General features: G+C 59.8%; 20 protein-coding genes. 7 read left to right on the top strand and 13 right to left on the bottom strand.

Annotation, left to right across the window (positions count from 1 at the left end; all coding sequences use genetic code 11):
• Positions 1 to 6: 6 nt before the first annotated feature.
• Positions 7 to 750 (top strand): amino acid ABC transporter ATP-binding protein, encoded by a 744-nt coding sequence (locus tag Q5Y75_RS08605; RefSeq protein ID WP_306196291.1) that lies wholly within the window; start codon positions 7 to 9, stop codon positions 748 to 750.
• 303 nt (positions 751 to 1,053) lie between these two features.
• Here the strand turns inward: Q5Y75_RS08605 and Q5Y75_RS08600 are convergent, their stop codons facing one another.
• Entirely contained in the window at positions 1,054 to 1,983 is a 930-nt protein-coding gene (locus tag Q5Y75_RS08600; RefSeq protein ID WP_306196289.1) for a phage exclusion protein Lit family protein, read from the bottom strand.
• Positions 1,977 to 2,591: a hypothetical protein gene (locus tag Q5Y75_RS08595; RefSeq protein WP_306196287.1), complete on the bottom strand. Its 615-nt coding sequence runs from the start codon at positions 2,589 to 2,591 to the stop codon at positions 1,977 to 1,979. The genes Q5Y75_RS08600 and Q5Y75_RS08595 overlap by 7 nt, the downstream gene beginning before the upstream one ends.
• Before the next feature lie 518 nt (positions 2,592 to 3,109).
• Here Q5Y75_RS08595 and Q5Y75_RS08590 point away from each other — a divergent pair.
• Together Q5Y75_RS08590 and Q5Y75_RS08585 are read left to right on the top strand one after the other, a co-directional pair.
• Entirely contained in the window at positions 3,110 to 3,631 is a 522-nt protein-coding gene (locus tag Q5Y75_RS08590) for a FecR domain-containing protein (RefSeq protein ID WP_306196285.1), read from the top strand.
• Positions 3,625 to 5,481, top strand: coding sequence for a CHASE2 domain-containing protein (locus Q5Y75_RS08585; protein WP_306196283.1), 1,857 nt, complete (start codon positions 3,625 to 3,627; stop codon positions 5,479 to 5,481). Before Q5Y75_RS08590 ends, Q5Y75_RS08585 begins: the two co-directional genes overlap by 7 nt.
• Positions 5,482 to 5,571: 90 nt before the next feature.
• On the opposite strand, the gene Q5Y75_RS08580 is transcribed toward Q5Y75_RS08585, so the two are convergent.
• From Q5Y75_RS08580 to Q5Y75_RS08570, 3 genes are all read right to left on the bottom strand, one after another.
• Positions 5,572 to 6,882, bottom strand: coding sequence for an HlyD family type I secretion periplasmic adaptor subunit (locus tag Q5Y75_RS08580; protein WP_306196280.1), 1,311 nt, complete (start codon positions 6,880 to 6,882; stop codon positions 5,572 to 5,574).
• Positions 6,875 to 8,608 (bottom strand): type I secretion system permease/ATPase, encoded by a 1,734-nt coding sequence (locus tag Q5Y75_RS08575; protein ID WP_306196278.1) that lies wholly within the window; start codon positions 8,606 to 8,608, stop codon positions 6,875 to 6,877. The genes Q5Y75_RS08580 and Q5Y75_RS08575 overlap by 8 nt, the downstream gene beginning before the upstream one ends.
• 67 nt (positions 8,609 to 8,675) lie before the next feature.
• Positions 8,676 to 12,236, bottom strand: a complete 3,561-nt coding sequence (locus tag Q5Y75_RS08570) for a spondin domain-containing protein (protein ID WP_306196276.1) — start codon at positions 12,234 to 12,236, stop codon at positions 8,676 to 8,678.
• A gap of 228 nt (positions 12,237 to 12,464) precedes the next feature.
• On the opposite strand from Q5Y75_RS08570, the gene Q5Y75_RS08565 reads away from it, so the two are divergent.
• Entirely contained in the window at positions 12,465 to 13,469 is a 1,005-nt protein-coding gene (locus Q5Y75_RS08565; protein ID WP_306196274.1) for a LysR family transcriptional regulator, read from the top strand.
• Positions 13,470 to 13,515: 46 nt separating this feature from the next.
• Here the strand turns inward: Q5Y75_RS08565 and Q5Y75_RS08560 are convergent, their stop codons facing one another.
• Positions 13,516 to 14,451 (bottom strand): c-type cytochrome, encoded by a 936-nt coding sequence (locus Q5Y75_RS08560; RefSeq protein ID WP_306196272.1) that lies wholly within the window; start codon positions 14,449 to 14,451, stop codon positions 13,516 to 13,518.
• 95 nt (positions 14,452 to 14,546) lie between these two features.
• Here Q5Y75_RS08560 and Q5Y75_RS08555 point away from each other — a divergent pair, with 95 nt between their 5' ends.
• Complete coding sequence (locus tag Q5Y75_RS08555) at positions 14,547 to 15,071, top strand: RNA polymerase sigma factor (protein WP_306196270.1); 525 nt, start codon at positions 14,547 to 14,549, stop codon at positions 15,069 to 15,071.
• Entirely contained in the window at positions 15,068 to 15,814 is a 747-nt protein-coding gene (locus tag Q5Y75_RS08550; protein WP_306196268.1) for an anti-sigma factor family protein, read from the top strand. Before Q5Y75_RS08555 ends, Q5Y75_RS08550 begins: the two co-directional genes overlap by 4 nt.
• A 119-nt stretch (positions 15,815 to 15,933) precedes the next feature.
• On the opposite strand, the gene Q5Y75_RS08545 is transcribed toward Q5Y75_RS08550, so the two are convergent.
• The 7 genes from Q5Y75_RS08545 to nadA all read right to left on the bottom strand — a co-directional run bounded on the left by Q5Y75_RS08545 (position 15,934) and on the right by nadA (position 21,552).
• Complete coding sequence (locus tag Q5Y75_RS08545; RefSeq protein WP_306196267.1) at positions 15,934 to 16,560, bottom strand: LysE family translocator; 627 nt, start codon at positions 16,558 to 16,560, stop codon at positions 15,934 to 15,936.
• A gap of 281 nt (positions 16,561 to 16,841) precedes the next feature.
• On the bottom strand, positions 16,842 to 17,174 hold the full coding sequence (locus tag Q5Y75_RS08540) for a hypothetical protein (RefSeq protein ID WP_306196265.1): 333 nt from the start codon (positions 17,172 to 17,174) through the stop codon (positions 16,842 to 16,844).
• A 54-nt stretch (positions 17,175 to 17,228) separates the two neighbouring features.
• The gene (locus tag Q5Y75_RS08535) at positions 17,229 to 17,432 is read right to left on the bottom strand and encodes a hypothetical protein (protein ID WP_306196263.1); all 204 of its coding nucleotides are present in this window, start codon (positions 17,430 to 17,432) and stop codon (positions 17,229 to 17,231) included.
• A gap of 79 nt (positions 17,433 to 17,511) precedes the next feature.
• Positions 17,512 to 17,856: a hypothetical protein gene (locus Q5Y75_RS08530; protein WP_306196261.1), complete on the bottom strand. Its 345-nt coding sequence runs from the start codon at positions 17,854 to 17,856 to the stop codon at positions 17,512 to 17,514.
• A gap of 217 nt (positions 17,857 to 18,073) precedes the next feature.
• A complete protein-coding gene (gene nadC / locus Q5Y75_RS08525) occupies positions 18,074 to 18,925 on the bottom strand; it encodes a carboxylating nicotinate-nucleotide diphosphorylase (RefSeq protein WP_306196259.1) in 852 nt (283 codons plus the stop codon).
• A complete protein-coding gene (locus tag Q5Y75_RS08520; RefSeq protein WP_306196258.1) occupies positions 18,922 to 20,490 on the bottom strand; it encodes an L-aspartate oxidase in 1,569 nt (522 codons plus the stop codon). Before Q5Y75_RS08520 ends, nadC begins: the two co-directional genes overlap by 4 nt.
• A gap of 9 nt (positions 20,491 to 20,499) precedes the next feature.
• Entirely contained in the window at positions 20,500 to 21,552 is a 1,053-nt protein-coding gene (gene nadA / locus Q5Y75_RS08515) for a quinolinate synthase NadA (RefSeq protein ID WP_306196256.1), read from the bottom strand.
• 276 nt (positions 21,553 to 21,828) lie between these two features.
• On the opposite strand from nadA, the gene Q5Y75_RS08510 reads away from it, so the two are divergent.
• The gene (locus tag Q5Y75_RS08510) at positions 21,829 to 23,100 is read left to right on the top strand and encodes an imelysin family protein (protein WP_306196254.1); all 1,272 of its coding nucleotides are present in this window, start codon (positions 21,829 to 21,831) and stop codon (positions 23,098 to 23,100) included.
• The last annotated feature ends 46 nt before the right edge of the window (positions 23,101 to 23,146 follow it).

Here is a 23,146-nt window from a genome sequence, read left to right as displayed (position 1 = left end):
TCGCCCATGTCCGAGACACCGGCCGTCAGACTAAGCAAGGTGGAAAAGTACTACGGGACGTTCCACGCCCTCAAAAACGTTAATCTGACCGTAAGCAAGGGTGAGAAAATCGTTGTCTGCGGACCCTCGGGGTCTGGCAAGTCGACGATGATCCGCACGATCAACCAGCTTGAAGAACACCAGTCCGGTTTGATCGAGATCAACGGTCACGCGATCAGCGCCGAAGACCCCAATATCGACAAGCTGCGGCAGGATGTCGGCATGGTGTTTCAGCACTTCAACCTGTTCCCGCATATGACGATTTTGGAGAATTGCACCCTTGCCCCGATGCTGGCGCGCAAGATCTCGCAATCAGAAGCGGAAGACACAGCGATGATGTATCTGGAAAAGGTCCAGATCGCCAATCAGGCTCCGAAATATCCGGGTCAGTTGTCTGGTGGCCAGCAGCAGCGGGTCGCCATCGCCCGTGCGCTGTGCATGAAACCCGACATTTTGCTGTTCGATGAGCCAACTTCGGCCCTGGATCCCGAAATGATTGGCGAAGTTCTGGACGTCATGGTTCGTCTGGCTGACGAAGGCATGACGATGATTTGCGTCACACACGAAATGGGGTTTGCCCGGAAAGTTGCTGATCGCATCATTTTCATGGATGCCGGTGAGATCATCGAAGAAGATGATCCTGAAAGTTTCTTTGATAGTCCGAAGAGTGAGCGGACAAGGAACTTCCTCGAACAGGTTCTGACACATTGACATAAAGGGCGCTGCGAGCTGCCCTGGAGAGTGCGTCTCGTACGGTTGGGCGATTTGCGCCCACACCAATACGCACGTGTTCAGGTCCGCGCTTGATAGGGTACCGGGTGATCGTGCTGCTCGGATATCTCTCGCCCATCGACATAGCTGCCAACCGGCAGCCAATAACTAAGTGCGTCCTCCACATTTGGAACGCGCACTCGCAAAGCTCCATCATGCGGCGGCCGATATCGGCCCCGCAGACTCCCATGTACCCGTTGCACCGTATTCAAGGCGCAAGGAGACTTGTTGGGGCTGCAAGACTTAGGTTGGGCAGGCTTGTTTCAGGTCAGACAGCGGAAAGTCGTTGAACATCGCCGGCGCAATCCAGGTCAGAAAACTGTCGTCATCAATCAGGTCGGCAAAAGCGGCGGTCATCATTCCCAGTTGCCGGACAAGACTGGCTTCACGCTCGGGATCAGCCTCTCCATGAGCAAAATCGCGCGGGTTCTCAATCAATCGATTGGCCATCGCCCGGATGCGGGCGGCCGAAATGGGATGGGTGTTCTCACGTCGACCTTTTTCGCTTGCCGGATCGTGCCACCAGGCGGCCTGATAGTACCAGAAAATGCCCATCGGATTGCCGCCCAGTCTCGCGAAGTGGTTCAGCGCAAACTCATCCGCTTCGGCTTCCTGACGGCGGCTCTCGGCACCGCCCGTTCCAGGTTGGTGTTCAAGCAATACGTGCCCAAGCTCGTGTGCCAGAATGAACTGCACACCTGACGAGTAGATTTTGCCGCTGAGGTCATATGTGTAGTTGTCGGCAAACAGTTTTTCACGATCCAGACCAAACGCAATGAGGGGCGCGGGTAGGTCCTCACCAGCCCGAAGGAGTGCGGCCAGGTAAGTCTGGATATATTCCTGCGGGCAATTGCGGGATTCAAACCATGCGTGAAGGGTCGAGATATCGTCAAAAAATCGCAGCGACGTCAAAGGGATATAGATTTCCTGCCTGTTCGGCGCTGCGTAAAATGACATGGGGCCCGGACCGCGTTCGGGAAAAATCAGCTGAACGTTTCTGGCGCGATCAAGAAACTGATCGGGCAATCGGGGCACGATATCCTGCCGCATAACGTTCTGGATTGTCGGGATCGCCCGGTCACGTACACGCTGCAAATCTGCTGGGCTATAAACAACCTCGGCAGTGGCGACCGAGGCGAAAAAGAAACAAAGGGCAACGGCTGATTTCAACACCCCGTATGTCTCCCGTTGAAGAACTCAAGTGCCTGTGCGGGAGGGGTGACACCTTCAGAAGGGTTGCGTGCCCAGTTTTCAAATTGAACCCTGTTGCCCCAGTCACTGTGCCACACCTCTTGCATGAGGCGGAGTTTGATTGCCGTCAGATCACTTTGGGCCGGTGCCCGTACGGTGGTTGTGTCTGCGATGCAATTCAGCGTCCAAATCTGGTGGCGGATGCGCTGGCGCGCGTAGCTGCTGACTTCGGTCGCGCCCACCGCGCTGGTCTGTGTGCTGACCGACCCGACAAATTGACCAGACAGGTTTTCTGGAACGCCTGCGACCTTACCGGCCGCAAGCCCCGACATGGGTGAAGCGGCGGTATAGGAAATCGGGTGAGAGAGGCTGACCCATGCGTACAAGATGATCGTTGCAAGTGCGAATACCGGTGTCGACAAGGCCATTGAGCCTGCAATGCCCAATGGGCCGCCATCCTTGATCGTCACTTTCTGTACGGTTTTCCAGAACCCGACAAGTATCACCAAGGCGACAACAATGACGATTCCGGTCAGCAACAATCGTTCGGACATACGGAAGATAATTATGGGGTTCAAATCTTCGAACATGTCCAAATCCTTTGGCTCGCTCCGAAATCATACCACAGCAGGCAGCCACGGCCAAAAATGCCAACTGAATGGTTCGGACGACTTTCACCCTCAAGATCTGTCAGATCAAAGAGCGGGGGCGTCCATTCCCCTGGAGCCCCTCTACATATTGTCGAAAGTCAGGACCTCGATCGAGGCTTTGTCGACGGGGATTTGAGAAGCGCTCCGGGTTGGGTATGTGCTCTTTGGGGATATCGCGTGGAATGGCCAACAGGCGCGGGTCAACATGCGTGTGCTCGAAACCGAAGCCTACCGCATTATCTGTGCTGAACGGTATTCACCCTGCGCAACCTCTCACCGATGCACCAGAAACATGAGGGTGCCATTGGTTGACCTCTCCTATCATACTCTTCACTCTTGGGCGTACCTTCTTCTGCGAGGCCGCAATGATTCACAAAAACTTGCTTGCTGCCCTTCTTGCCTGTTTCTGGATCGGCTTGGCCTGCCCTGTCGTTGCTCAGACACAAGGAACCTGTGTTGTGACACGCGTGGAAGGTCAGGCGGTTGTTTCTGCTCGAGGCGTAGATGCCCAACCCGCAGTCATCGGTTTGGGTTTGGGGTTGAATGCGAAGCTGCGCACGGAAGCGGAGGCGCGGGTCACAATGGCCTGCTCTGGTGGTCTTGAGATCGTCGTGGGCCCCGAGAGCGAGATCGACGTGCTTGGCCTGCTGGAGGGTGATACACGCCCCTTTGGACTGCGCCTGATCGATGGCATCGCCGGGTTCCTTTTTTCCTCGGAAGACGGAAACGGCGTCCAGGTCAGAACACCTTCTGCCGTCGCCGCTGTCCGTTCCACCGAATGGGCGATGCAAGTCGAGAGCGACGCGAGCGCCATTTTCACACGAGAAGGCACGGTGTTTGTTGCAGTAGATGACGCCGATGCACAACTTGGACCGGGGGAGGGTGTCGATGTGTCCCCCTCTGGCGAGATGGGTTCTGTCGCGCGTTGGGGACAAGCGCGCATTGAAGAGTTCGACGTGCTTCTCGGGGCGGAATGGTAGCACCGGACGGGTTTCGACGCGAATGGCGCATCACCGGGGCGATCGTACTGCTGTTGAGCCTGTTGATCGCGATCTGGCATCCCGGGGACCGAAGCCCATTTTGGCAGGGTGTCGAAGGTCGGCTGCTTGACGCAAGGTTCCTTTGGCGAGGCCCTATGGTGCCCCCGGCGGGTATCGCAATCATTGCGTTTGACGACGCCGCGATGTCGCAGCTTGAAACCTTTCCGCCACCTCGATCGGCATTGGCAGAGGCGGTGTCTGTTGCCACCGAAGCTGGCGCTGCAGCAATTGCGTTGGATTTTCTGCTGATTGGTCCGCGTGCGGGTGATCGTGATCTTGCCGGGGCATTGGCCGAGATCAACGCGGTTCTTGGGGTGGCGGAGGCTCCTGCCGATGCCGAGCTGCAAGACCTCGAGAGTGGCGGCTTTTCAGTCGTCATTGCCCCCGAAATCGACTACCCGCTACCCGCACTGGGGCCAGTTGAGACCCTGAGCGACATGGCGGCAATCGGTCACGTAAACCTGAGCCACGATTCCGACGGGGCAGCTCGCCGACTTGGCGCAGCGCAGTATCTGGCGACCCAAGACGGGAATAAATGGTATCCTTCGCTCGCCCTGGCGGCCTTGAAGGCGTCAGATGCAGAACTGGACTTGCAGGTGAGGTCATCGCAAACCGGCGGGCGTCTTTCAGTCGGGGAAACCCAGATCGCACTGGACGGGCAGGGGGCCATCCCCCTGAACTTTTATGGGCAGGCCGGTACGATTCCGACCTATTCCTTCGCAGAGCTCGCGGATGCCGACCTGCGCGGCAAGATAATATTTGTCGGAGCGACCGCAACCGGGTTTGGAGACCGGCATGCGACCTCCTATGATGCCACTTTTCCCGGAGTTGAGTTGCATGCGACCCTGGCTGCAAACGTGATCGAACAGCGTTTTCTGCGTCGCGATGCGTTGACGTGGTCATGGGACATCGCATTGGCGCTGATCGCGGCCACGCTTGGGTTCTTCGCGGCGAGGCTGGACCGGCCCTTGCTCGGGGCGCTTGCGACCGCAGGAGTGTTCATCGCATTGGCCATTGTGGTGCAAACTGCGTTCGGCGCAGGGTGGTGGCTGGACGGGGTCACGGCGCTCTTTTCGTTGCTGCTTGGCGCAGGGGTCGGGGCCGGGTTGCGCCTTGTGCAACATCGTCGGCGCGCGGCGAATCTCGCGCTCTATCAGTCGCCGCTGCTCGTTGAGCGGCTGGCAGATGCGGTCGATCCACGTTTCGAAGCCTCCGCACGGCCTGCAGTCGTGTTGTTTGTCGACGTTGCAAACTTCACGAAGCACTCCGAGAGGCTCGGCCCCGAGGGCACTGCTGACTTCTTGCGTCTGTTTCATGGGCTAGTCGAACAATCCCTGGAACCGCAGCGCGGGATCATCGCACATTTTGCCGGAGATGGTGCCATGGTCGTCTTTGGCCTGCCAGAACCCAATCCGGACGACGCAATTCGCGCGCTGCGCTTCATTGAGGCGCTCTATGCGGTGGTTGGCGCATGTTCAGACTGGCCCGGCCTCGGCTTGAGGGTTGGGGGACAGGCAGGCCCGGTCAAGACCAGTATCATCGGAGGCAAGCGCCACAAACAACTCGCCGTTAGTGGCGACGTGGTGAATACCGCCAGTCGCCTTCAGGATTTCGCCAAATCCCAAAGCGCAGCCATTGCTCTGTCCAGCGCGCTGCTACAGTCAAACCCGGAAACGCGCGAGCATGCAGAGAAGATGGGTTTGCGCCCCGCCGGCCAACATACTCTGCGCGGTCGAGCCGAACCGATCGAAATCTGGACAGGGCCGCCCCCTACTTCTGTCGAACCGTAGCTCGACACCTGCCAGAACAATCCCAGATCCTACAACAGATGACGGGTGCCGATGAATCTAATGGCCGTTACCAATGGTTTGAAGGCGATCCTACTCATCGCGAAACGTCTCAGCGAAGGCATCAACCAGAGGGCGCGACAGATAAGATGCGACCAGCCGTTCACCCGTCGTAATATGCACATTCGCAGGCATGCCCGGCACAAGCTCCTGCCCGCCGAGCCGGGCACGTTCGGCCTCGCTCAGCATAATCTCTGCGCTGTAATAAGGGGTTCCGGTCGTCGGATCCGTGAGCGTGTCAGCGGAAACCGATCGCACCTGCCCCTGCAATTCAGGGGTCTGGCCCAAATTGAAGGCGGTGAAACGCACTGTGGCGTCCTGGCCCGGCATCACCCGGTCGATCTCGGTCACGGGGATGTTGGCCGTCAGGATGGTGTCTTCCTGCACCGGCACGATTTCCATGATCGGTTGGCCCGGTGCAATCACCCCGCCTCGCGTGTGAACCGCTAGGTTGAGGATGCGACCCTCGCCCGGCGCCGTTACCCGGCTGCGCTGCACACGGTCCCAAAGGCTGGCACGCCTTTCGCGTAGCTCGCGCAATTGCTGGTCGGTCTCGGCCAGATTGATCGCGATTTCCTCGGCGGTGGTGGCGCGCGCGCTCCGCAACTGGCTGTCCACCTCTGCAATCTGAGCCTGCAGGCTCTTGATCTGTGCTGCGTTGCCGGACAGGCCCGCCTCGATATCGAGCTTGCTGCGGCGCACCTCCAGCAGGCGCGTGACCGGCACCAGCCCCTTGTCATGCAGCGAGATTACAGAGGTCAGTTCCTCTTCGGTCAGCGCCATGTCAGCCGTCAGTGAATGGCTCTGACTGCGCAACCCGTCGATCTGGGCCGCCAAGGCCTGCCTGCGGGTTTCCAGCAAAGCGGCCTCGGCCTGCCGGGACTCGCTGCGATTGCGAAAGAGTCGCCATTCCGCGGCGATAATGGCGCGGGTGGTTTCGGTAGTTGTAAGGCCCAGATCGGCGGGCGAAAACTCCGAACCGTCCAGTTCTGCCGTGAGCCGCGCGCGTCGAACCGTCAGATTGGCGATCTGGCTCGCAGTGGCGTTCAGTTCTGCCTGATCCTGGGTCGTATCCAGCTCAAGCAGCACCTGGCCGCGTGTCACCGCCTGATCCTCACGCACGAGGATGTTTGCGACAATCCCGCCTTCAAGGTGCTGTACGACCTGCCGATCAGTCTCCAGCCCGACCATACCAGGCGCTACAACCGCGCCGTCAATGCGGGTGTTCAGGCTCCAGACGACCAGCCCGGCCAGCAAACCGACACCCAAACCGAGGCCTGTGAAGGTCCAGCCGCCGATGCCTTCGGCTGGCACGGGGTCCAAGGTGTTTTTCGCATCAGACATGGGAGGATTCCTTCATTCTGGTTCCAGCAGCCTTACGGGTCTGGTTCTGTGAATAGGTGTTGAGGATTTCCGCACGCGGGCCGAAGGCGGTCACCTGTCCCTTGTCCAGCACCAGCACCTTGTCCGCGAGCGCCAGCGCGCCTTGCCGATGCGCGATCAGGACGACAGTTTTGCCTCGTGATTTCAGCCTCTCTATGGTCATGTTCAACGCGGTCATGCCTGCCGCATCGAGGTTGGAGTTGGGCTCGTCCAAAACCACCACAGACGGATCACCAAACAGCGCGCGCGCAAGTCCGATCCGTTGCCTTTCTCCACCAGAGAGGGCGCTGCCGCCTTCACCAAGTGCTGTGTCATAAGATTTGGGCAATCCCAGGATCAGATCATGGGCGTTTGCGCCAATCGCGGCGGCGATGATGTCTTCATCTCTTGCATCGCCTTGGAATCGAGCGATGTTTTCGCGCACGGTTCCGTCAAAAAGCTCCACGGTCTGGGGCAGATAGCCAACGGTTTCACGCAGTTGCAGTGCGTTCCAATAGGCGATATCGGCGCGGTCGATGCGGACATGGCCGCGCATGGCGACCCAGGCCCCCACCACCACCCCTGCCAGCGTCGACTTGCCCGAACCGCTGGGTCCGATCACCGCCAGAACCTCACCCGCGCTGAGCGACAGGCTCACATTCTTGAGCATCGGCTGGCTCTGTCCGGGAGCGGCGGCGTAGACGTTCTTGAGCTCGATATCTCCTTTGGGCTGCGGCAGCTTGATGCTGGTGCCGCGCACCGGGTTGTCGATCAACAAGCTGTTGATGCGCTTGCCGGCAGCAACCGCCGCCACGCAATGACGCCAGCCGGATATGGCCTGCTCGGCCGGAGCCAGCGCCCGGCCAACGATCACCGAGGCGGCGATGATCGACCCGGCGCTGAGATCGCCGCCAATCGCCAGATAGGCCCCAAGACCCAGCACGGTGGATTGCAACAGCATCCGCACGGTGCGCGACAGCGTCGACAGCGTCGAGGCCAAATCGCTGGTCCGGCTCTGCCCGCTCTGCGCACGGTTCTGCAGCAGGCTCCAGCGGGAATAGAGGTCGCCGCCCATCTTCATTGCGGTGATCACCTCGCTGTTGCGCGCGATATCGGACATGACCCGGTTTGCGCGCGCCTGATCGGTGTTCACCTCGCGCGCCCGGCGCTGGGTCAGGCTGTTGTTCAGCAGCCCGACCAGCACCAGAAAGATCACGCCAGCCAGACCGGCATAACCCAGATAGGGATGCAGGACATAGGCACAGGCCAGATAAATCGGGGTCCAGGGCGCATCAAACAGAACGGCTGGGGTTGGCCCTCCCATGAACTCGCGCATCACATTCAGATCGCGCGTGGCGTCATGCCCGCCAGTGCCGCCATCCCGTGCTGTCTGCAAAAGCTGGGCGGTGAACACCCGTTCCTGCAAACGGTTCGCGACGCGGTTGCCCAGCCGGACCAACAGCCGCGACCGGACCAGAGACAGCAGGCCAAAAACCGAATAGAGCCCGATCATCATCACAGACAGACCAATCAGGGTCGGCACGCTCTGGCTGGGCAGCGCGCGGTCATAGACAAGGATCATGAAGAGCGGGCCGGTCAGCATCAGCAGGTTGATCAGCAGGCTGAACCCGCCAGTGACAAACAGGCCCGGCAATACAGCCTTGAGCACCCGGTTCAGATCCGATGTGTGTGCGGTCTGGGATCGCATCGATGCCTCCATCAAAACAGGAAAAAACCGGCGGCGGCCTATTTACAGACCGCCGCCGTAACCGCGCTTAGAACAGCACGTTGTCTTCGCTCAGATCAGCGGCCTGAACACCCAGCAGAGTGATCGAGTTGTCGTCGCCCAGATCGATCACCAGATCGGCACCGTTCTGAGTAAACGCATCCGAACCGTCCGCGAAGGTCTCGAAATCGAGATCTGCCGAGCTCAGATCCAGCAGGTCTCCATTGGCGAAGGCCTCGAAATCGGTGATGACATCGTCGCCGCTATTGCCTTCGAACAGGAAGGTATCCGAGCCGCGATTACCTTCCAGGCGATCATCTCCGGCACCGCCGATCAATAGATCATCGCCCAATCCACCGCAGATCAGATCGTTGCCCGCGCCGCCATCCAGCACGTCATCGCCTCGGCCACCTTCTAGGGTGTCGTTGCCAGTGCCGCCTTCGAGGATATCATCGCCGCGGCCACCATCGAGGTTGTCCGCCCCGGCACCGCCGGCCAGCAGATCGTTGCCATTGCCACCGATAAGATTATCGTTGCCCTGGCCGCCTTCGAGGTTGTCATCCCCGTTGCCGCCCGACAGCGCGTCACCGCCGCCTTCGCCAAAGATATCGTCATCGCCATTGCCTCCGTCGACAGTGTCATTACCGCCTCCGGCCTCAATCAGGTCATCGCCGTTCCCGGCGTTGATCTCATCCGCGTCGGGCGAGCCGACCAGATCGTCATCGCCATTGGTGGGGGCAATTTCGACCACTTCTTCTTCCGCAAAGACGAAGTTTTCGGCAACCAACTCATTGGGTGCGACATTCTCAAGCGTGACCTGAGTGTCTTCGGACAGGGTGATCACCGTATTGGGGCCGTCCTGCACGATGTCCAGATCTTCGATGCTGGTCACACCGAAATCCGACACATCCAGGAAATCGCCACCCTCGGCACCGGCACCGAAATCAGCCACGATGTCCGATCCGCCATTGCGGCGCAGTTGGAACGTATCGCGGCCAGTGCCCCCGATCAGCGTGTCATCGCCGATACCACCATCGAGCAGGTCGTCACCACGACCGCCATCGACAACATCGTTGCCTGCGCCGCCGAACAGATCGTCGTCGCCGCCTTCGGCCAGATCGACCACAATGCGCAGCAGCTGCTCATCGCCGCCGTTGCGGGTGAAGTCGCCCTCGATTGGATCAACAATGGTCCCTGCAGCGGTGGTGCCGCCCAGAATGTTGACCGGGGTCCCATCCGGGTTGCCTTCGGAGCCATTGAACCCCTCATGCTGGCGGACAACGCCGTTTTCCTCTGTGCCCTGATCGCGCGCGGTCTGGTTGAGGAAGGCTGCGCCCTCTTCGGTGTTGACCTCGGTGCCCGCATCCAGAACGTCGCTGCCGAAGCGTTCGATGACCAGTGGCCCGGCAAAATTGCCATCCGCATCAAAGATAAAATCCTGCAAGGCATCGTCGGGAGAGGCCAGGAAGGCATCATTTGACGGGATCACCATGGTCGCCCAGGTGAAATAGCCCTGGCCAACCGCGTCGGGATCGACGTTCAACGTGAAACTGGCGCTTTCGCCTGGATCAATCGGGCCGGGGGCACCGGCCCCGCCGATGATCGTGGCATCCACGCCGCCATCGCCAACCTCCTGGTTGAACTCTGCCGCGATACCTTCGACGCTGCCATCTTCGGCAATCCGTTCCAAACCGCCGCTGGCGGCCTCGCCATCGGTCCAGAGGTCGAAATTCTCGCCATCGTGGAACCCAAACCAGACCGGGGTCAGGAAAGTGCCGCCTTCGCCCAGGGTGTTGGTGACGGTCACGGTGATGGCTTCGCCGTCGCCGATTGCATCGCCCCGGATCACGTCGTCACCTGCGCCACCATCAATGGTGTCGTCGCCCGCACCACCGGCCAACAGGTTTTCGCCCGCGTCGCCGGTCAGGTTGTCGTCATTGGACGACCCGGTCAGGTTCTCGATGCTGATCAAGGTATCGGTGACCTCGCCATTGGGACCTTGATAGGTTGCCGTTCCCGATGACAGGTCGGCGGTCACCGCCGTGCCGATATCCTGGAAATCGGCAGTGTCGATACCTTCGCCGCCATCAGTGACATCCGAACCGCCACCGCCACGCAGCACATCATTGCCTGCGCCGCCTTCTAGCACATCCGCGCCACCACGCCCCACGAGCAGGTCGTTGCCTTCGTTGCCGGTCAGCGTATTGGCACCACCATCGCCAAAGAGCTGGTCATCGTTCGCCGAGCCATCCAGATTTTCAAACCCGTTGAAATTCTCGAACACAGTGACGTTTTCATTCGGCGCATAAGAGGCGCTGCCCGATCCCAGATCGGCAACCACCTCGGCCCCGATATTGATGAAGCTGTTGGTATCGACACCTTCACCGCCGCTCAGCACATCCGTGCCACCGCCACCGGCAATGAAGTCATCCCCGTCGCCGCCATCAATGGTGTTCGGAGCCGCACCGAGCGCGCGAATATCATCGTTGTTCGAAGATCCGGTCACATTCTCGATGCCCGCGAACTCTTCTTCGATCAGCGGGCCGTTACCGCCGCCGCCATTGTAAGACGCCGTGCCGGTGCCATCGGCATTCACCACTACGGTCACGCCTGCAATCGTCGGGTCCTGCGCGCCCAGGTTGATATTGGCGAAATCATTGGTGTCAAAACCCTCGCCGCCGTCGATGACGTCAACGCCACCGCCACCGGACAGAGTGTCGTCTCCGGCCCCACCATTGAGCACATCCGCGCCGCCCAGGCCACTCAGCACATCATCACCATCAAGCCCGTTCAGCACATTCGCATTGCCGTCACCGGCCAGAACATCCCCATCATTCGATCCGTCGAGGTTTTCGATGCTGATCAGGCTGTCGGTCTCGATCACTTCGGCAAAAACATTGCCATCCTCTTCGGCAGGGTTCAGCCCGTTGATGTCGCCACCCGCATCCTGAACGATATCGGTGATGACCGGACCATTTATGCCAGCCGGGGCGTTGTGCAGATGGATCGCACTGACGCCTGCGACCGGTAGCAGGTCGGAGGTTGCCAGGCCCGATACGGAAAGATCGGAGCTGTAGGCTACATTCGCGCCATCGATCACGATCACCACGGTGCCCTCGCCCGTGGCCAGCGAGTCGCTGGCATTCTCCGGCTCCTGCGCGGCATCAAGAGCGGCGGTCAGGGTGACGGTTCGAATACCGTTTGTCGTTTCATCACTTTGCAGCAACAACTGACCGCGGATCTCGCCACCAGGAAAATCGTTGGTGTGAATGTTGTAATACAGATTGCCCGCCACCGCTTCGTCGACGAGGTCCGAGGGGCTCTGATCGGTGGTAAGCGATGCCAGCGGCTGATCGGTCACGATAACCGAGAATCCCGTTTCGCGGCTCGCGGTGCCCGCGGCCAGATCGGCCTCGACCGGAACGTCGATATCGGAGTAGACCGCCGTATCGATATCGGCTCCACCATCAAGCGTATCGTCACCCAAGCTCCCTGTGAGGGTGTCGTTACCGCCCAGGCCCTGAATATCGTCATCCCCGGCGGTTCCGGGCAAGTTGTCTGCAACATCCGTGCCGATGATGGGCTGCATATTGCCGTTTTGAATAGTCATGATTTCATCTCCAGATTTCACTCACGGGCTGGATAGGCACCAACCGAAACTGAACCTGTGATCGGAGCGAAACCGAACAACGCTTCAAAAATGAATGGCTGTGCTTCATGTTGAAGAAATGACGAGATACATGTTACCTTATTGTAAATAATGAAAACTTTTCTTTGTTCACACCGGCACAACTAAATTTGAGTCGCGTTTCATCGGGCTTGGCGTTAGCAATTTTGCATGGTTGGCCCTCAAATTTATGGGGACAACGCAGTGGGCATGGCGGGCCTGGATGTGAGCTCTGACATAGCGACAAAACAGAACTGGGATCTCTATCGCTTCTTCCTCGCGGCGGCGCGCTCTGGAAGCATTGCGACCGCCTCGACCGTTCTTGGGGAAAGTCCCGCTACTGTGGGCCGCAAACTGCGCAAACTCGAAGCTGAGCTGTCCGCCACTTTGTTCGATCGTAGCGTTTCAGGCGTTGAACTGACGCCAAACGGCGCCTCCATTCTCGCCCGTGCGGAACACATCGAACGCGAGGTTCTGGCAGCGGGCGAGGCCGTGATGAAGGATGACGACCTGTCGCATGGCACGGTCACAGTGACCGCACCCAGCGGGCTCGGGCAGACAGTGCTGGCACCCCGCCTGCGCGACTTGCACAATCAGCATCCCAAAGTCCGGGTTCGTCTCACGCTTTCGACTAGGCGGGTAAACCTGCTCAACCGCGAGGCCGATATCGCGGTTCGGATCGGCCCGCCGGAGCAGGAGCGGCTGATCGCGCGAAAACTGGGCGACATCCGGTTCGGGCTCTATGCCTCACGCCTGTATCTGGCCGAGCTCGCGCCATTTGAAAGCACCGCCGATCTGGAGGGCCATAACGTCATCGCCGCCACCGGCGCGTTGCAGAAGACCCAGCAATCGGTCGAATTTGCCGAGATGGCCCACCGCTGCAACGTGGCGCTCACTACCGACAATATCTTTGCACAGCTCGAAGCGGTGAAGAGCGGTCTGGGCCTCGCCCCGTTCCCAAAATATCTTGGCCGGTCCCATGACGATCTGGTTGAGGTGCTTCCCGGCTTGCTGAAAAGCACGGCCGATCTATGGGTCCTGACCCATCCCGATATCCGCAGCTTCGCGCGCATTCGTCTGGTTCAGGATTTCATTTCAAACGTGTGCCGCGAAGCCATCTGCGCCTGCAGCGACGCAGTTGAACAGTGCGCGCAGGCCGAGGCCTATTGCGCATGACCGGTCTGCCGTCATGCATCCGGCAGACCCGCGCAGTGTTCTCAGATTATAGCGTTTCTGACGCGAGATAGGCCAGCAGATTGACCACGTCGCTTTCTTTCTTGAGGCCGGGGAACTGCATTGTTGTTCCGGGTACAACCGATTTGGGTGCTGCCAGGAACGCGGCCATGGTTTCATCTGTCCAGACAATACCCGATTGCGCCATCGCGTCAGAGTAGTTGAACCCTGCAACTTGGCCAGCCGGTGCCCCCAGAACAGAATGCAGCGACGGACCGGCGCCATTGCGACCTTCTTTGAGCTGGTGACAGGCCTTGCATTTCCGAAACACTTTCTTGCCCGCTTTCACATCGCCCTGAAACGCGACGGCTTCGACCTGCCCGGCTTGTGTCACCGACGCCTGTTTGCCATCGCTGTCAAACATGAAGCGCGCGGTGACCGGCACGGTGCGGGTGATGCTGGGCAGCGAGGCAAGCTCCATCAACTTGTCGATGCCATCGTTGATCCCGGCCTCTTCGACACTCAGAAACACCATGCCGTTGGTTGAAACCAGCACCCGCGTCTCGGACAGGCGCGCCACAAACATCTCAGCATCGAACTCGATCTCGGCACCGACCAGAGACAGCACCGCCTCGCTGTCGATGATCGCGCTGTCGCCCACTGCCAGCCCGGAGATCTCGTCCATGTCGAACTGCGCTTCAAGCGTCGCCGTGCCCGCATTCCGAAACACATGCTCGATCATCCGTTCGTTGCGAATGTCGATATTGGTTTCCACCGATGCAAGATCGATATCGATGCGCGCGACGCCATCTTCGGAGACCGTGCCGGACAGGGCCTCAAACACATTGACCTCACCAACTGCGTTTTTCTTGATCGACCCGTAGGCCAGGCTGGACGCGTCATTATCTAGCACCCAGCTTTCGGCAAGGGCCGGTGCCGCCGCCGTCACCATCGCAATTGTGATCATGTTCAACAGAAGTTTCATTTCTTTCCTCCAGAATTTGTGACAGCCAAGTAGCAAGCGTTTGGCCCATGTCTGACAAACACCCAAAGGTCCGGATTTATTCGGTGGATACGGAAATGAGATCAGAACACGCCGTTCGGGCGGCGATCGAAACGCATAAACGCAAGGTCTGGCGATTTGGTCTGGCATTATCCGGTGCCGCGGATGTCGCCGATGATCTGCTGCAGGCGACGTGTCTGCGCGCGTTGGAACGTCACGCGCAAGTTACATCAGAGGCGCGGCTGGATTCCTGGCTTCTGACCATCTGCCGGTCGATCTGGCTGAACGAGGTGCGCGCCCGTACGATCCGCCGCACCCAATCGCTGGCCGTAACCCCCGAAGTTGACCTGATTGCAGGTGGTCCGGACGCAGAAACGAATATTTACGCCGCTGAAGTGTTTACCAAAGTGATGGAACTGCCAACGGTTCAGCGTGAAACGGTAATGCTCGTCTTTGTCGAGGGGTATAGCTATCGTGAAGTGGCCGGCCTTCTGGACGTGCCCATCGGAACCATCATGAGCCGATTGTCGGCGGCACGGCAAAAACTCAGAGCCGTGCTTCAGCATCGCGAGGCCGCAACGATGCGGCGGGAAGTAAAATGACCTCTTCGGATGAAACCCTGCAAGCGTATCTCGATGGCAACCTTGACAGTGAGACCTGCAAGGCCCTGGAGGCAGCGGTGGAAGCTGATCCGGCACTTGAACATCGCTTGATCACGCTCGACCCGTTCGCACCAGCGCTGAAAGAGATATTCGAACCGCTTCCCGGTGAGGACCGGCTGGGCTCCCTTGCCATTCCGCCCAAGATCGAAACCGGGCAGGCATCCCCAAAATATGGGCCTTTGGCCCTGGTGGCGGTCGTGGCGGGGCTTGCCGCTTTTGGCATGACCTTCTGGCTGACACGGCCGGATGCGTTGAACTGGCGGGAACAGGTTGCGATCTACCAGGCGCTCTATTCACCTGAAACCATCTCTCAACTCGACACCGCGCCTGATGTGCTGGATGCGCAGTTTGCGCGTGCAGAGGCCAAGCTGGGGCGGTCTCTGCAGCGCGAAAAACTTGCCGAATTGCCCGGGCTTGAGCTGAAACGCGCGCAGATACTGTCGCTGGGCGGGACACCTTTGGTGCAGATTGTTTTTGCCGATCCCGAAGGGCTGCCCATCGCCTTCTGCATCCTGCCAGACGATGCTTCTTCCGCCAAAAAGGGTGTGACCCGAGAAACTCTGAGCGGTCTGGCAACGGCGCATTGGGGAGATGGCAAATACGGCTATATGCTGGTTGGCGGCGATAGCGTTTCTGATCTGGAGCAGAACCTTGGCGTTCTGACAGACTTGTTTCAGAGTTGAATTTCCCGTCTTAGATCGCTCTGCACCAAGCATAAAGGCGTCCTCGAAACGAGAGTTTCATGAACGCCTCAACCGTCAACTTGGCCCAAACGCCAAACCGTTCTAACCCGAGACGGTCCTTACCGCTCTTGCATGGCGAGTCGAATGCCGAGCGCGCAATAGATGCTGCCCACAACTTTACCCTGCCACTTGAGCACCATCGGGTTGCGGCGCAAAAAATTGCCAAGCCCACCTGCGGCGACCGAATAGACAATCGTGCTGAAAAATCCGATCAGAGCGAAGACGACCCCCAAAACCGTGAGCTGCATCACCACATAGCCTCTTTCCGGCGCGACGAACTGAGGCAAGAACGCCAAAAAGAACAATGCAGTTTTGGGGTTCAGAACCTCCGCCAATATGGCTTGCTTAAACGCTTGAGGCGCGGTGATTTTCACGCGGCCCTGACCGAGATCGACAGGTGTTTTCTCGAAGATCGCCTTCAGTCCGAGGTAAACCAGATAGCCGGCCCCGATATATTTCACGATTGTAAAGAGCGTCGCAGAGGCCGCGATTATTGCTGAAATACCAACCACAGCCATGATCGTGTGCAAAAAATCGCCCGCAGTGATGCCTGCGCCCGTGGCAATTCCAACTTTGGTCCCTGAGGTTGTTGCGCGTGCGACCGTCAGCAGAGTTGCGGGTCCGGGTATGAAAACAAATCCCAAGACTATCAACGCGTAGGTCATTAAGACGGTCGGCTCGATCATGCGGCATTCTCCAAAGAAGCTTTGGACATCAGCAATCCACAAACACCGCCGGAAGACAAGTTTCCCAAGCCGCGCTGACCAGTGCGTTTAAGCGATAAAAAACCCTTCATATGCGGATGAAAGGCGCAAAAGCAGCTGGTTTCCATACCATCGCGCACAGTGAGTTCGACTGCATCGCCCCGCGCAAGTTCGCGTGTGTCCCAGCCAAATCCTTCGGCTTTGGCCGTATGCGGCGCGAGATCAACTCTCGTCGCGGTTTTTTGAGGGTATAGCAGACGAGACTACCCGTACTCGACAGACACGCTCATCGAAACCGTCACGGTGGCCGATATTGCGACCGTTGCGCTCATCAAACACCCAAACGTGGTTCCCCCTTGACTCAATGCCAGATCCGCATCCGAAATCTCCCTACCCTCAGGCGCCGTGGGAACGTGAACATAGCGGGTATTTTCCGTATCCCTGACCACCCTGATATCGAGATCATCCGGCAGGTCTCCAAAATAGGTGCTTAGCGCATCCCTTGGGTTCTCTTGCAACGCGGTTGCGAATATCTCGTCATTCCAGACTCTCTGCAAGAAGCGGGCATGGTTTGTTTTGTGAGTGATGCCTGTCATCTTCTCCTCCGATGTTGACGTTTCTTCTTCGCCGCGCCCGATTGGCGCGAAGCCTTAGTTATCCTTGTTGGTGATCTCTTTGGTTGTTTCGATGACCGAAACAGCCAGCGAGGCAGAATATACGGCGACGGTCATCCAACAAACTGGCGTCGTTCCGCCCGTCAGCTTCATGAGGTCGGCATCGCTGATCTCTATCGCGTCCTGTGCTGAAAGGTCTTTCGCGTTTGTTTGCGGGCGATCGCGTCCAGTGTTTTCCATAGTCGAGAGCTCCTTTTAGTTTACCCGAATTCCGGGTGACGGGTCTGGTTGGGTCGGGTTGGTAACAGCGGGCAAGTGTCTATGTTTGCTCAATTATTGCAGTGGCAATCAGCGACACGGAACCAACGACGCCGGTGCCTGCGCCCATCGTGATGACGCAAAACAATCCCGACCCGCCCTGCGCCTGCATCAGATCTTGATCCGAAACCTCGGTCTGCGACGGCATAGCTGGAATATGGACATATCTGGTGTCGGCAGTGTCCCGTACCACTTTGACATCCAGGCCGGTTGGCAGCTCTCCCAAGATTTCCGCAAGTGCAGATTTGGCATCTTGGTCCAGACGCTTGCTGAAGGCGTCGTCATTCCGCGCTCTTTCTAAGAGCGCACGCAAGCTGTGTGTGCGGTCTTGACCATCGATATTCATGCCTTCGCTCCTCCTCAGCACAAAGCCATCAAGCGTGACGCATTCCAAGCGTCAGCTTGATCCCAACTTAGGAAGGCACTCTGCGGTGTTTGTTATTGGAGTGTTAAGAAGAGCTTATGTTGATGGCGGGCCAGCCTTGGCCTGGGGGCTCCCGCTTTGGGTGATCCAGCCCCTGATAAGCCAACGCGCGCCGCAGATTATTTGATTTCAATGGAAATCAGCCGAAATCAAGGCCCAGATCGATGGTGCGGTAGGAATGGGTTAGCGCGCCTGAAGAGACATAATCGACGCCGGTTGCAGCGATGGCGGCCACGGTCTCGCGGGTGACATTGCCCGAGGCTTCTGAGACCAGCCGCCCGTCGATCATGGCGACCGCCTCGCGCAGGGAGTCGGAGGACATGTTGTCGAGCAACACGACATCTGCGCCGCCGACCTGAAGCACTTCGGCCAGTTGATCCAGCGTATCCACCTCGATTTCGACCTTCACCATATGTGAGGCCTGCGCCTTGGTGGCCGCCAGCACTGGTGCGATGCCGCCAGCGGCCGCGATGTGGTTGTCCTTGATCAGGATCGCGTCGGACAGCGAGTTACGGTGATTGAAGCCGCCCCCATGCAGCACGGCCTGTTTTTCGACGATGCGCAGGCCCGGCGTGGTCTTGCGGGTGCAGGTGATGCGCGCCTTGGTGCCCTTGGTCTCAGCCACCAGCGCTGCGGTCTGGGTTGCGACGCCGGTGAGGCGTCCGGCAAAATTCAGCGCCACCCGTTCCGCCGACAAGATCGAAGCGGCGCTGCCAGTGATCTCCATCAGAGTGTCGCCCTTTTGGCAGGGCTGGCCGTCATCAATCAGGGTGGTAAGTGACAGGTGGGCATCCATCAGGCGGAAGGCGAGGCGCGCCACCTGCATGCCCGAGACAACGGCGTCTTCGCGCGCATTCAGACGCGCGGCATGGGTGGTGCGGGTGGGAATCACCGTGCGGGTGGTGATGTCGCCATTGGTGCCGAGGTCCTCCAGCAGCGCGGCGCGGACCATCGGTTCCAGAACCAGATCGGGCAGGGGAGCTTGGGTCATGTCATGTCCTTTGCGATCTGATCGCGGAGTGTCAGTGCATCGCGCAAATGCAGCGGGGCGCGGCGGCCCGGCCCGGAGTCGGTGTCGGGGAAATCCGCGCGGCAATGCGCGCCCCGGCTTTCCTCGCGCGTGAGCGCGGCGGCGGTAATGAGCGTGGCGGTGGCGATCATGTTTTCGAACGCGTCGCAGGCAGCGTGGTTCTGTTCCAGCGTCGCGAGCATCGCCAGCGCGCGGCGCAGCCCGTCGCCGTCCCGCACAACGCCCACATGGTCAGTCATGGTCTGGCGCAGTTTTGTCACGGAGTCGGGGTCGGCACTCTGACCGCCGGGCTGGAAATCAAGGTCAAGCAGCGGCGCGCCACCGGGCAGGGGGGTGTTTTGCGCGATGTCCTGCGCGCAGGCGCGGGCAAAGACCAGCGCCTCCAAGAGCCCGTTCGAGGCCAGACGGTTGGCCCCGTGCAACCCGGTCGAAGCGGCCTCGCCACAGGCCCAGAGACCCACCAGTGTAGTGCGCCCGTTCAGGTCGGTGGCAACCCCGCCCATATGATAATGCGCGGCGGCGGCGACCGGGATGGGTTGGCGGACAGGGTCCAGCTTGTTGCGGGCGCAGGCCTGGGCCACGATGGGGAACTCGGTCAGGATATGGGGGCCAATCGCGTCACGCGTGTCGAGCATTGGGCGCAGATCGGCTTGTGTTTGGGCGTAGATGGCGCGGGCCACCACGTCGCGCGGCGCAAGCTCAGCCTCGGGGTGCAGTCCGGTCATGAAGCGCTGACCTTCACGGTTGATCAGCACGGCGCCGTCGCCGCGCAGGGCTTCGGTGGCGAGCGGGGCGGGGTCTTCACCCACGTCGATGGCAGTGGGGTGGAACTGCACAAACTCCGCATCCGCAATGGCGGCCCCGGCGCGAGCCGCCATCCCGATCACCTGACCGCGAATGCGGGGGGGATTGGTGGTGAGCGCATAAAGCCCACCCGATCCGCCGCCCGCCAGCAGCGTGGCGACCCCGCGCAACAGGATGGGCTGTGATCCAGCCTCATTGGAGCGGGTCAGGACGACGCCGGTGACGCGATTGCCGTCGGTTTCCAACCGTACGGCCTGGGTGCCTTCCAGCACCTGCACCGATGGCGTGCGCCGCAGCTCGGCGATCAGGGCGCGCATGATCTCGGCCCCGGCCTGGTCACCCTTGACCCGCACCACGCGCGCCATGCTGTGGGCGGCTTCGCGCGACAGCACATAGCCGCCCTCGGGCGTCCGGTCGAAGCCAGTGCCGAGATCGGTCAGGTCCAGAACATGCGCCTGCGCGGCACGGGTGACAAACTCGGCCACAGCCGCATCCACCGCGCCCGCGCCTGCGCGCACCGTGTCGGCGGCGTGCGCTGCGGGGCTGTCGGCGGGGTTCATCGCGGCGGCAACCCCGCCCTGCGCCCAGGCCGAGCTTGCGCCCATGCCCAACGGGTCGGGCGAAATCATCGCCACTGGCAGGGGCGCGAGTTTCAGCGCCGCGTAGATCGCGGCCAGCCCGGCGCCGACAATAACCACCCTCTCGGTGGTGACCTCCTGCATTGGACGAACTCAGATACCGAGCTGATGGCTGAGGTCGATCATCCGCTGCACCGACAGGCGCGCCTTGTCGGCGACGCTCGGGTCAACCTCGACCTGACCGGTCATGGTGTCGAGGGCATAAAGCACCTTCTCCAGCGTGATCTTCTTCATGAAGGGGCACATGTTGCAGGGGCCGACGAAATCAACCTCGGGCAGCTGGTCCGAGATGTTCGAGGCCATTGAGCATTCGGTGATCAACAGCGCCTTTTCCGGCTTCTCGTCGGTGACATATTTGATGATGCCGCTGGTGGAGCCGGAGAAATCGGCCTCGGCCACCACGTCAGGCGGGCATTCGGGATGCGCGATCAGGCGTGTGCCCGGGTTCCATTCGCGGAAATCGCGCAGGTCTTTGGCCGAGTATTGCTCGTGCACGATGCAGGAGCCTTCCCACCAGACGATGTTTTTCTGCGGAACCTCCTTGGCCACGTTCTGCGCCAGATACTGGTCCGGCGTCATGATCACAGTGTCGCTGTCTTGCGCGGCGACGATCTGGGCGGCGTTCGATGAGGTGCAGCAGATATCCGAGGCCGCTTTGACCTCGGCGGTGGTGTTCACATAGGTGACCACCGGCGCGCCGGGATAGCGGCGGCGCATCTCTTCCACGCCTTCGGCGGTGATGGATTCGGCCAGCGAGCAACCGGCCTCCATATCAGGCATCAACACTGTTTTCTCGGGGCTCAGGATTTTCGAGGTCTCGGCCATGAAATGCACGCCGCATTGCACGATCACATCCGCCTCGACCTCGGTTGCCTTGATCGCCAGTTGCAGGCTGTCGCCACCGAAATCGGAGATGCCGTGATAAATCTCGGGCGTCATGTAGTTATGGCCCAGGATCACAGCGTTACGCTCTTTCTTGAGCGCGTTGATCGCCTTGACGTATGGCGCATAGATCGCCCAGTCGGCGGGCGTGACGACCCGGCTCATCCGGTCATAGATATGGCTCAGCTCAGCCGCGATCTCGGGCGAGGGCGCAAGATCGTATTTGTCGGAAAGCGAGGCGCGAAGCGTTGGCAGATCGAACAAGGGAATAGCCCCCGGTTTGTTGAGTCCGGGGTGCATATAAGAAGTTTCGCCCTGCTTGGCCACCAGCAAGGCCCCTGCGCCAGCGCTAACGTGACGGTTTTTTGACAGATTCTTTCCGTTCCGCTGCCCTGGTGCGTCTTTCGGACACAGGGATTTGCAATCCAGAGTAAAAAACTCGGGTTGACTATCCCGATTAAATTACTCAGTTTTGGCGCGTCTTTCTGAGTCCCGTCCTGGGGGCAGAGCGGGACCAAAGCAGAACAAGGGATATTTCAGATGAGAACTGCGCTTCTTTCGACGGCGTTTGCAGCGATTGCGCTGAGCGCGCCGGGTTCAGCGTCAGCCGAGGTCAGCAAGGCTGATGTGCTGGCCAACTATTCGAACATCGCGGCGGCGAAATATGGCGACAGCGTTGCAACCGCGAAACTGCTGCAAGCGGCAGTCGATGCGCTGATCGCAAACCCTTCGGCGGAAACCCTGCAGGCGGCCAAGGCGGCTTGGCTGGTCTCGCGTGTGCCCTATCAGCAGACCGAGGTCTACCGCTTCGGCAATGCGATCGTGGACGATTGGGAAGGCAAGGTGAACGCCTGGCCGCTGGATGAAGGTCTGATCGATTATGTGGACGCCTCGTATGGTGGACCCACCGACGACAATGAATTCGCGGTTCTGAACGTAATTGCAAATCCGAACTTCAACCTGTCGGGCAATGAAATCGACGCCAGTGAGATCACGCCGGACCTGCTGGCCGATACCCTGCATGAGGCGGACGGGATCGAGGCCAACGTGGCCACCGGTTATCACGCCATCGAATTCCTGCTCTGGGGTCAGGACCTGAACGGGCATGGCACTGGCGCGGGCAACCGCCCTTGGACCGACTACGCCCAGGGTGCGGATTGCACCAATGGCAATTGCGACCGCCGCGCGGCCTATCTGAAGGCGGCAACCGACCTGTTGGTGAGCGATCTGGAATGGATGGCGGCGCAATGGGCCGAGGGCGGCGATGCGCGCGGCGCGCTTAGCGCAAATGAAGATGCGGGCGTTGTGGCGATCCTGACCGGCATGGGCTCGCTGTCTTATGGCGAAACCGCAGGTGAGCGGATGCGCCTTGGCCTGATGCTGAACGATCCCGAAGAAGAGCATTCCTGCTTTGCCGACAACACCCATAACGACCATTACTATGACGGGCTGGGCGTACAGAACGTCTATTTGGGGCAATATGTGGGTGCGGATGGCACGCTGGTCTCAGGCCCTAGCCTGAGCGATCTGGTGATCCAGGCCGATCCGGCGCTGGATGCTGAGATGAAGCTAAAACTGGCCAACACGATGCTGGCGCTTGGGCGGATCAAGACCGCTGCCGAGGCTGGCTTTGCCTATGATCAGATGCTGGAACGCGGCAATGCCGCTGGCGAGGCGCTGGTGATGGGCGGCGTGGCCGGTCTGGTCGATCAAACCAAAGGCATCGAACGCGTGGTCAGCGCCCTTGGCCTCGATCAACTGGAAATCGAAGGCTCTGACAGCCTGGATAACCCGGATGCGGTTTTCCAGTAACGAGTAACCGCCGGGCGCAGCCAGCGCCCGGCCCGTTTGATCAGGA

Source organism: Ruegeria discodermiae (genome assembly GCF_030758345.1).
Classification (GTDB): Bacteria; Pseudomonadota; Alphaproteobacteria; order Rhodobacterales; family Rhodobacteraceae; genus Ruegeria_C.
This window is presented reverse-complemented; position numbering and strand designations above follow the sequence as displayed.

Coding starts and splice junctions, on each gene's coding strand:
- Q5Y75_RS08605 (WP_306196291.1), top strand. CDS start 7: ATGTCCGAGACACCGGCCGTCAGACTAAGCAAGGTGGAAAAGTACTAC.
- Q5Y75_RS08595 (WP_306196287.1), bottom strand. CDS start 2,591: ATGTTCGAAGATTTGAACCCCATAATTATCTTCCGTATGTCCGAACGA.
- Q5Y75_RS08585 (WP_306196283.1), top strand. CDS start 3,625: ATGGTAGCACCGGACGGGTTTCGACGCGAATGGCGCATCACCGGGGCG.
- Q5Y75_RS08580 (WP_306196280.1), bottom strand. CDS start 6,882: ATGTCTGATGCGAAAAACACCTTGGACCCCGTGCCAGCCGAAGGCATC.
- Q5Y75_RS08575 (WP_306196278.1), bottom strand. CDS start 8,608: ATGCGATCCCAGACCGCACACACATCGGATCTGAACCGGGTGCTCAAG.
- Q5Y75_RS08570 (WP_306196276.1), bottom strand. CDS start 12,236: ATGACTATTCAAAACGGCAATATGCAGCCCATCATCGGCACGGATGTT.
- Q5Y75_RS08565 (WP_306196274.1), top strand. CDS start 12,465: ATGGTTGGCCCTCAAATTTATGGGGACAACGCAGTGGGCATGGCGGGC.
- Q5Y75_RS08560 (WP_306196272.1), bottom strand. CDS start 14,451: ATGAAACTTCTGTTGAACATGATCACAATTGCGATGGTGACGGCGGCG.
- Q5Y75_RS08555 (WP_306196270.1), top strand. CDS start 14,547: ATGAGATCAGAACACGCCGTTCGGGCGGCGATCGAAACGCATAAACGC.
- Q5Y75_RS08550 (WP_306196268.1), top strand. CDS start 15,068: ATGACCTCTTCGGATGAAACCCTGCAAGCGTATCTCGATGGCAACCTT.
- Q5Y75_RS08545 (WP_306196267.1), bottom strand. CDS start 16,560: ATGATCGAGCCGACCGTCTTAATGACCTACGCGTTGATAGTCTTGGGA.
- Q5Y75_RS08540 (WP_306196265.1), bottom strand. CDS start 17,174: ATGACAGGCATCACTCACAAAACAAACCATGCCCGCTTCTTGCAGAGA.
- Q5Y75_RS08535 (WP_306196263.1), bottom strand. CDS start 17,432: ATGGAAAACACTGGACGCGATCGCCCGCAAACAAACGCGAAAGACCTT.
- Q5Y75_RS08530 (WP_306196261.1), bottom strand. CDS start 17,856: ATGAATATCGATGGTCAAGACCGCACACACAGCTTGCGTGCGCTCTTA.
- nadC (WP_306196259.1), bottom strand. CDS start 18,925: ATGACCCAAGCTCCCCTGCCCGATCTGGTTCTGGAACCGATGGTCCGC.
- Q5Y75_RS08520 (WP_306196258.1), bottom strand. CDS start 20,490: ATGCAGGAGGTCACCACCGAGAGGGTGGTTATTGTCGGCGCCGGGCTG.
- Q5Y75_RS08510 (WP_306196254.1), top strand. CDS start 21,829: ATGAGAACTGCGCTTCTTTCGACGGCGTTTGCAGCGATTGCGCTGAGC.